This window comes from Phycicoccus sp. M110.8, from assembly GCF_032464895.1.
GTDB lineage: Bacteria > Actinomycetota > Actinomycetes > Actinomycetales > Dermatophilaceae > Pedococcus.
Genome location: NZ_JAWDIC010000005.1, coordinates 244,203 through 253,573, shown reverse-complemented (window position 1 = coordinate 253,573; position 9,371 = coordinate 244,203). Strand labels below are relative to the sequence as shown.

Below are 9,371 nucleotides of genomic sequence, written 5' to 3'. Positions count from 1 at the left end.
GTACTCCGCCCCGGCCACGGTGGGAGCGCTGGTCGAGCAGGCGATCAAGGAGGCCAAGGACGCCTTGTTCACCCGGGCGCGGGGATCGGGGTCCGACGGCGATGGGAAGCCCGGGACGGGTGCAGGCGAGCCGGACCCGAGGGCCGGGGGTGGTGCCGGTGTGGCCGGGCTGCCGACGTATGCCGATGCGCTGGAGGAGCTGGCCAACCGGTCGCTCGCGTCGGTCACCTCGACCAGCCGCGCGTCGCACTACCGCGTGTACCTGCACCTGTCCACAGACGGGGCCTGGGTCAACGGTGGCCACGCGATCCCGTTGCGGCTGTTGGGGCGGTTCGTCAGCGACGGGGTCGTCCAGCCGGTGTGGGAGACCGACGGGCGGCCGGTCTCGGTCGGGCGCGGCATGCGGATCCTGCCCGAGCGCACGCGACGGCTGGTCGAGGACCGCGACCGCGGGTGCCGCTTCCCCGGGTGCGGGGCGACCCGGTTCGTCGAGGTCCACCACCTGCAGGCCTGGGCCGACGGGGGCGCCACCGACGAGGACAACCAGGCCAGCCTGTGCCCGCACCACCACGACGCCCTCGACCGCGGCGACTTCACCCTCATCGGCGACCCGACCAGACCCGACGGCCTGGTCGCGACCAACCGGTACGGCCTACGCATCCGACCACCCCGACCCGTCGACACCAGGCCCCCACCCGGCGGTGACCCACCCGTACCGCTCGACGCCTACCGGCCCCCGACCGGCGAAGACGTGCGCTGGCACGACCTCGAGATCCTCCCCGACAGCGCGCTCCCACCGCGGCGCCCACGAGGCGAGCTGCCGTGTCGCACAGGCAGCCTTGCCCGCCCCCTCGGACGCGGCACCTGAGCGGCTCCCCCTCAGCGGCGGGCGAGGACGGACCGGTAGACGTCGAGGGTCTGCTCGCCGATCGAAGCCCAGGAGAACGCCTCGACGGCACGCTTGCGGCCGGCCAGGCCCATCCGCCGGGCACGGTCACGGTCGCTCACCGCGTCGGTGAGTGCGGTGGCGAGGTCGGCGACGAACCGGTCGGCGTCGAGCGGGATGCCGCTGCCGTCCTGGCGCTGCTCGATCGGCACCAGCCAGCCGGTCTCGCCGTCGACGACCACCTCGGGGATGCCCCCGGTGGCCGTCGCGACGACGGGCGCCTCGCACGCCATGGCCTCGAGGTTGACGATGCCGAGCGGCTCGTAGATCGACGGGCAGGCGAAGACCGTCGCGGACGACAGCAGGGCGACGACCTCGGCGCGCGGAAGCATCTCGGGGATCCACACGACACCAGTGCGGCTCGTGCGCAGCTCCTCCATGAGGCCCTCGACCTCGGCCTTGATCTCAGGGGTGTCCGGCGACCCCGCGCACAGGACCAGCTGCACCTCCGGCGGCAGCTGGGCGGCCGCACGCAGCAGGTACGGCAGGCCCTTCTGGCGGGTGATGCGCCCGACGAAGACCACAGACGGCCGGTCCGGGTCCACGCCGTGCCGCCGGACGGTGTCGAGGTCCTCGTGGCGATGCCACAGCTCGGAGTCGATCCCGTTGTGCACGACCGCGACCCGGTCGGGGTCCACCTGGGGGTACGAGCGCAGGACGTCCTGGCGCATTCCCTCGCTGACCGCGATGACCGCGTCCGCCGCCTCGTAGGCCGTGCGCTCCACGAAGGACGACAGCCGGTAGCCACCGCCCAGCTGTTCGGCCTTCCACGGCCGCATCGGCTCCAGCGAGTGCGCGGTCACGACGTGCGGCATACCGCCCAGCAGCGAGGCGACGTGGCCGCCGAAGTTGGCGTACCAGGTGTGCGAGTGGACGACGTCCGCACCGAGGCAGTCCCCGGCCATCGACAGGTCGACGCCCATGGTCCGCACGGCGGCGTTGGCGTCCGCGAGGGCCGGCAGGTCGGCATACCCCGTCGTGCCGTCCTCGGCCACGGGCTCGCCGAACGCGCGGACCCTCGTGTCGATGTCACCACGGGCGCGCAGCGCGCGCACCAGCTCGGCGACGTGGACCCCCGCGCCGCCGTAGATGTTGGGCGGGTACTCCTTGCTGAGGATGTCCACTCTCACGCCGGTGAGACTAGTGGTGGGATGGGGTCGCCGCGAGGGCGCTGATTGCCTAGGTTGGCTCCATGGCGTACCGATCGGGTGGACCCAAGGTGCTGGCGATCGTCCTCGCGGGTGGAGAAGGCAAACGGCTCATGCCGCTCACCGCCGACCGGGCCAAGCCGGCCGTGCCGTTCGGCGGCATCTACCGGCTCATCGACTTCGCGCTGTCGAACGTCGTGAACTCCGGCTACCTCAAGGTCGTCGTGCTGACGCAGTACAAGTCGCACAGCCTCGACCGCCACGTCACCAAGACCTGGCGCATGTCGAACATGCTGGGCAACTACGTCACCCCGGTGCCGGCCCAGCAGCGCATCGACAAGAACTGGTACCTCGGGTCGGCCAACGCGATCTTCCAGAGCCTCAACCTGGTCCACGACGAGCAGCCCGACATCGTCGTCGTCGTGGGCGCCGACCACGTCTACCGCATGGACTTCTCCCAGATGGTCCAGCAGCACATCGAGACCGGGGCCGGCGTGACCGTCGCCGCGATCCGGCAGCCGATCTCGCTCGCCGACCAGTTCGGCGTCATCGAGGTCGACGACGCCGACCGGCGCAAGATCGGCGCCTTCCGTGAGAAGCCCAAGGACGCCAAGGGCCTGCCCGACTCCCCCGAGGAGGTGCTGGCCTCGATGGGCAACTACGTCTTCGACGCCGACGTCCTCATCGACGCGGTGACGCGCGACAACGACCGCGAGGGCAGCAAGCACGACATGGGTGGGGACATCGTGCCGGCGTTCGTGTCCGAGGGCCGCGGCTACGTCTACGACTTCAAGGACAACGTCATCCCTGGTGCGACCGAGCGCGACCAGGCGTACTGGCGCGACGTCGGGACGATGGACTCGTACTGGGAGGCCCACATGGACCTCGTGTCCATCCACCCGGTCTTCAACCTCTACAACTACGACTGGCCGATCTACACCGACTACGGCCCGTACCCGCCGGCCAAGCTCGTCCACGGTGCGGCCGGCAAGTTCGGCGAGGCCCACAACTCGGCGGTCTCCCCCGGTGTCGTCATCTCCGGTGCCACCGTCACCAACTCGGTGCTCTCCCCCCGCTGCCACATCCACAGCGGCACCACCATCGACGACAGCGTCCTGCTCGACGGCGTCGAGGTCGGGCGAGGGTGCGTCATCAGGCGCGCCATCATCGACAAGGGCGTCGTCGTGCCGCCGGACACCACCATCGGGGTGGACCGGGAGAAGGACCTGGCGCGCGGGTTCATGGTCACCGAGTCGGGGCTCACGGTCGTCGCCAAGCAGCAGGAGGTCACCGCGTGAGCGAGCGTCCCATCCGGATCGCCGTCCAGCTCCAGCCCCAGCACGCCGAGTACTCCGCGATCCGCCGCGCCGCCGCGCAGGCGGAGGAGATCGGGGTCGACGTCGTCTTCAACTGGGACCACTTCTACCCGCTGTACGGCGAGGCCGACGGCGCGCACTTCGAGTGCTGGACCATGCTCGGCGCCTGGGCCGAGGCGACCGAGCGGGTCGAGATCGGCGCCCTCGTCACCTGCAACAGCTACCGCAACCCGCAGCTGCTCGCCGACATGGCGCGCACGGTCGACCACATCAGCGACGGCCGGCTCATCCTCGGCATCGGCTCGGGCTGGTTCGAGCGCGACTACGACGAGTACGGCTTCGAGTTCGGGACCGCGGGCGGCCGGCTCGACCGGCTCGCGCACGACCTGCCGCTCATCGAGCAGCGCTGGGCCCAGCTCAACCCGCCGCCCACCCGCCCCATCCCCGTCCTGATCGGCGGCGGGGGCGAGCGCAAGACCCTGAAGATCGTCGCGAAGCACGCGAACATCTGGCACGGCTTCGGCGGCGCCGAGACCATCGCGCACAAGCACGCCGTGCTGGACGAGTGGTGCCGCAAGCTCGGCCGCGACCCGAACGAGATCGAGCGCTCCGCGGGCGTCTCCCCCAAGCCCGGACGCCACCCCGAGGACGTCAAGGACTACGCCGCCGGCGCAGAGGCCCTGTATGCCGTGGGCACGCGCCTGTTCACGGTCGGCATCGGTGGCCCGCACTACGACCTGGGCCCCCTGCGCGACCTGGTCGCATGGCGAGACTCGCGCCGGGGGTCCTGACCGGCGTCGATATCGTGACGGCGTGACCGAGACGAACCCCGAGCAGGCGCCCGGGGGCGTCCCGACCGACGGCACCACCGCCACCGGCGGGAGCACCGCCACCGGCGGGAGCACCGCCACCGGCGGGAGCACCGCCCCCGGCGGCCCCGCCGAGGACGTCGCGACCCTGCTCGTCACCATCAGCGGTGACGACCGCCCCGGCGTGACCAGCGCGTTCTTCGACGCCATCGCCGACGTCGGCGCGGAGGTGCGCGACCTCGAGCAGGTGGTCGTCCGGGGCCACCTGACCCTCGCCATGCTCCTGGCCCCGGGTGCCGCGGAGGACCGGCTGCGCGAGGTGCTCACCGCCGTCGGCCGGGACCTGGACCTCAAGGTCAAGCTGCGCAGCGGCACCGGTGACAGCCTGCGCCAGCGCAGCGGCCGTGCCGCCGTGGTGGTCCTCGGCTCACCGCTGCGGGCGACCGCCGTGGCCGCGGTGACGGCGCGGATCGCCTCGCACGGGGCCAACATCGACCGCATCCGCAGGCTCGCCCGCTACCCCGTCACGACGGTCGAGTTCGACGTCTCCGGCGCGGACGTCGACCGGCTCCGCCGCGAGCTCGCCCTCGAGTCCAGCATCCACGGCATCGACATCTCCGTCGCGGCCGGCGGCCTGGCCCGGCGCGGACGGCGCCTCGTCGTCATGGACGTGGACTCCACCCTCATCCAGGACGAGGTCATCGAGCTGCTGGCCCGGCACGCCGGGCGGGAGCGCGAGGTCGCCGAGGTGACCGAGGCGGCGATGCGTGGGGAGCTCGACTTCGCCGAGAGCCTGCGACAGCGGGTCGCCGCACTCGAGGGCCTGCCCATCACCGTGCTGGACGACGTGCGGGCCGCCGTCCGCTTCACCCCCGGTGCCCGGACCCTGGTGCGCACCCTGAAGCGGCTGGGCTTTACCGTCGCCGTCGTCTCCGGCGGCTTCATCGAGGTGGTCGAGGACCTGGCGCGCGAGCTCGACATCGACCACGCGCACGCCAACCGCCTCGAGGTACGCGACGGCGTGCTCACCGGCCGCGTGCTCGGCGAGATCGTCGACCGGCAGGGCAAGGCCCGTGCGCTGCGCCGGTTCGCCGAGGAGGCCGGGCTGCCGCTGTCGCGGACCGTCGCCATCGGTGACGGCGCCAACGACCTCGACATGCTCGAGACCGCGGGTCTCGGCGTGGCGTTCAACGCCAAGCCGGTGGTGCGCGAGCAGGCCGACACGTCGGTGACCGTGCCGTACCTCGACGCCGTCCTCTACCTGCTCGGCATCACGCGCGAGGAGATCGAGGAGGCGGACGCTGCCGACGGCACGCCGACACCGGCTCCGCCGATCCCGCAGCCCGGCTCCTAGGCTGGCGCAATGGCATCCCCGAGGAAGCGCGGCCGACCCACCCTGTTCGTCATCGGGGGTGCGGAGGACCGCGTCGGCAAGGCGACCGTGCTGCGGCGCTTCGTCCGCCTCGCCGGGGGACGGCGCGCCCGCATCGTCCTCGTCCCCACGGCATCCTCGTTCCCCGACGAGGTGACGGCCTCGTACACCGACGTCTTCACCCGGCTCGGGGCCCCGGCTCCGTCGGTCGTGGACCCCCAGGACCGGGCCGAGGCGCACGACGAGGAGCTCGTCGCCCTCGTGGACGCAGCCACGGGCGTGTTCATGAGCGGCGGCAGCCAGCTCAAGCTGAGCCAGCGCTTCCCCGGCACCCCGCTCGGGGATGCCATCCACCGGGCCCACGCGCGGGGCGCGGTCGTCGGCGGGACCTCGGCCGGGGCGTCCATCATGAGCCAGTTCATGATCTCGATGGGTGACGAGGGCATCACCCCGCGCCAGCGGCACAGCCAGCTCAGCGCCGGCCTCGGCCTCGTCGAGGGCGTCATCATCGACCAGCACTTCGCCCAGCGGTCGCGCTACGGGCGGCTCATGTCGATGGTGGCCGCCTCACCCAGCCTGCTCGGCATCGGCATCGACGAGGACACCGCGGTCGAGCTCGTCGACGGTCGGACGTTCACCGTGCACGGCTCGGGAGCGGTGTTCGTGCTCGACTGCCGCACCGCCCAGTCCGACGCGCCGGACGCCCGTCGGGGCGCCCCGCTGATGGTCTCCGGAGCGGTGGTGCACTCGCTGCCCGCAGGCGCTACGTTCGACCTCGCCGAGGTGAAGCTCGTCGAGTTCGTCGAGAAGCACCCGGACGCCGCGGTCGCCCTGGCGACGGCCAAGGCCTGACCGCCACCGGAGCGCGTGCCGACGACGTCACTGCCCCTGTCCGTCCTGCTGACCAGCGAGGAGTGCCCATGGCAGACCGTCCCACCCCGACCGGACCCGCCGCCCCGGACCTGCGGATCGTCGAGTCGCGGGTCTACCGCGGTGGGAACGTCTGGTCGTACAACCCGGCCATCCACCTCGTCGTCGACCTCGGGGTCCTCGAGGCCTACCCGAGCGACACGATCGAGGGCTTCACGGACCAGCTCGTGGCGCTCCTCCCGGGCCTGGAGAACCACACGTGCTCCCGCGGGGTGAAGGGCGGGTTCGTCGAGCGCCTGCGCGAGGGCACCTGGCTGGGGCACGTCGCCGAGCACGTCGCCCTGCAGCTGCAGCAGGAGGCGGGCCACGACCTGCGGCGGGGCAAGACCCGCGCGGTCAAGGGCCAGCCCGGCCGCTACAACGTCATCTACGACTACAGCGACGAGACCGTCGGCCTGGCTGCCGGCACCCTCGCCGTCCGGCTGGTCAACCACCTCGTGCGGGCCGAGGAGGGCTTCGACTTCGCCGAGGCGCTCGACGTCTTCCTCCGGCAGGCCCAGCGCGCGGCGTTCGGCCCGTCGACGCAGGCGATCCTCGAGGAGGCCATCTCCCGGGACATCCCCTACATCCGCCTCAACAACGCCTCCCTCGTCCAGCTCGGCCAGGGGGTCCACGCCCAGCGCATCCGGGCGACGATGACGTCCAAGACCGGTGCGCTGGCCGTCGACATCGCGTCCGACAAGGACATGACGACCAGGCTGCTCGCCTCTGCGGGCCTGCCGGTGCCCAAGCAGGAGACGGTGCGCTCCGCCGACGGTGCCGCGGCCGCCGCCCGGCGCATCGGCTTCCCCGTCGTGGTCAAGCCGCTCGACGGCAACCACGGCCGCGGCGTCGTCCTCGACCTGCAGGGCGAGGACGAGGTCAGGGACGCCTTCGTCGTCGCCGAGGGCGAGTCGCGGCGCGGCTACGTCATCGTCGAGTCCTTCATCACCGGCCGCGACTACCGCTGTCTCATCGTGGGCGGGAAGATGCAGGCCATCGCCGAGCGCGTGCCGGCCCACGTGATCGGCGACGGGTCGCACACGGTCACCGAGCTCGTCGACCTCACCAACGCCGACCCGCGTCGCGGCGTGGGCCACGAGAAGGTCCTCACCCGGATCAAGGTCGACGACGCCGCCGTGGCGCTCGTCCGCGACCAGGGCTGGGAGATGGACCAGGTGCCGCCCGAGGGGCAGATGGTCAAGCTCGCCCTCACCGGCAACATGTCCACCGGCGGCATCTCGGTCGACCGCACCTTCGAGGCGCACCCCGACAACGTCGAGATCGCCGAGGAGGCGGCCCGGATGATCGGGCTCGACGTCGCCGGCATCGATTTCATCTGCCCCGACATCGCCTCCCCGGTGCGTGAGACCGGCGGTGCCATCTGCGAGGTCAACGCCGCGCCCGGCTTCCGCATGCACACCCACCCGACGGTCGGTGAGCCCCAGTACATCGCGCGCCCGGTCGTCGACCTGCTCTTCCCGCCCGGCTCCCCCTCGCGCGTGCCGATCGTGGCCGTCACCGGGACCAACGGCAAGACGACGACGTCGCGGATGATCGCCCACATCTTCAAGGGGATCGGGCGCAAGGTCGGCATGACCTCGACCGACGGCATCGTCATCGACGAGCGGCTCGTCTACAAGGCCGACGCCTCCGGTCCGCGGTCCGCGCGCATGGTCCTGCAGAACCCGCGCGTCGACTTCGCCGTGATGGAGGTCGCCCGTGGCGGCATCCTGCGCGAGGGCCTCGGCTACGACCGCAACGATGTCGCTGTCGTCACCAACATCGCGCCCGACCACCTCGGCATGAAGGGCATCGACACCCTCGAGCAGCTCGCCGACGTCAAGGCCGTCATCGTCGAGGCCGTCCCCCGCGACGGGTTCGCGGTGCTCAACGCCGACGACGACCTGGTGCGCAAGATGCGCCGGCGCTGCTCCGGCGGCGTCGTGTGGTTCTCGCTGCAGCCGCCGGGCAGCAAGGTCCGCGAGTACATCGACGACCACTGCCGCCGCGGGGGCCGGGCCGTGGTGCTCGAGCCGACCGACCGCGGCGACATGATCACCATCAAGCACGGTCGCCGTTCGATGCAGCTCGCGTGGACGCACCTCCTGCCGGCGACGTTCGGCGGCACGGCGAAGTTCAACGTCGCCAACGCCATGGCCGCTGCCGGCGCCGCCTTCGCGGCCGGGGCGGGGCTGCACGAGATCCGGCAGGGCCTGCGCACCTTCACGACGAGCTACTACCTCTCCCCCGGGCGCATGAACCTCGTCAACGTGCACAACGTCGACGTGTTCGTCGACTACTGCCACAACGCCCCCGGCATGCGGGTGCTCGGCGAGTTCGTCGACGGGTATGCCGCCCAGAAGTCCGGTCAGTCCGACCTCGGCAAGATCTCCCGGATCGGCATGGTCTCGACGGCGGGCGACCGCCGCGACGACGACATGCGCGAGCTCGGGGCCATCGCGGCGCGGCACTTCGACGTCGTCGTGGTCCGCGAGGACAAGCGGCTCCGGGGGCGGCCGCTGGGCCAGACCGCCGAGCTCATCGCCGACGGGGTCCGCGCGGAGATGGGCAAGGAGGGCGTGCGCTGCCGCCAGGTGGAGGTCGTCCTCGCCGAGGTCGACGCCGTGCGGCACTGCATGGCCCGCGCCAACCCGGGCGACGTCGTCGTGCTCTGCGTGGACCAGCACGCCGAGGTGCTCGCCGAGCTCGAGACGATGACCCAGTCCGCGCAGGCGGGAGCTCACAACCGCGATGGTGTGAGCGACCCCGACCTCGACCCGGTCGAGCTGCAGAGCGAGGCGGAGGTCGCCGGGAACGAGGCGGCTGCGGAGGGCGCCGAGGGCGAGCCGGTCACCGCCTGAACCGGGG

At 71.9% G+C, this 9,371-nt stretch carries 7 protein-coding genes; 6 read left to right on the top strand and 1 reads right to left on the bottom strand.

Going from position 1 to position 9,371, the window contains the following annotated elements:
- The coding region (locus tag RKE38_RS19520; protein ID WP_316009132.1) for an HNH endonuclease signature motif containing protein at positions 1-868 on the top strand (868 nt) is incomplete at its 5' end.
- An 11-nt stretch (positions 869-879) separates the two neighbouring features.
- Here RKE38_RS19520 and glgA read toward each other — a convergent pair.
- Positions 880-2,076 (bottom strand): glycogen synthase, encoded by a 1,197-nt coding sequence (gene glgA, locus RKE38_RS19515; RefSeq protein WP_316009131.1) that lies wholly within the window; start codon positions 2,074-2,076, stop codon positions 880-882.
- Positions 2,077-2,138: 62 nt separating this feature from the next.
- On the opposite strand from glgA, the gene glgC reads away from it, so the two are divergent.
- From glgC to cphA, 5 genes are all read left to right on the top strand, one after another.
- Positions 2,139-3,392, top strand: coding sequence for a glucose-1-phosphate adenylyltransferase (gene glgC / locus RKE38_RS19510; protein ID WP_316009130.1), 1,254 nt, complete (start codon positions 2,139-2,141; stop codon positions 3,390-3,392).
- Entirely contained in the window at positions 3,389-4,201 is an 813-nt protein-coding gene (locus RKE38_RS19505) for an LLM class F420-dependent oxidoreductase (RefSeq protein WP_316009129.1), read from the top strand. Before glgC ends, RKE38_RS19505 begins: the two co-directional genes overlap by 4 nt.
- Positions 4,202-4,367: 166 nt before the next feature.
- On the top strand, positions 4,368-5,573 hold the full coding sequence (gene serB / locus RKE38_RS19500; RefSeq protein WP_316009149.1) for a phosphoserine phosphatase SerB: 1,206 nt from the start codon (positions 4,368-4,370) through the stop codon (positions 5,571-5,573).
- Between the two features lie 9 nt (positions 5,574-5,582).
- A complete protein-coding gene (locus RKE38_RS19495; RefSeq protein WP_316009128.1) occupies positions 5,583-6,443 on the top strand; it encodes a cyanophycinase in 861 nt (286 codons plus the stop codon).
- A gap of 68 nt (positions 6,444-6,511) precedes the next feature.
- On the top strand, positions 6,512-9,364 hold the full coding sequence (gene cphA, locus RKE38_RS19490; RefSeq protein ID WP_316009127.1) for a cyanophycin synthetase: 2,853 nt from the start codon (positions 6,512-6,514) through the stop codon (positions 9,362-9,364).
- Positions 9,365-9,371 lie beyond the last annotated feature (7 nt).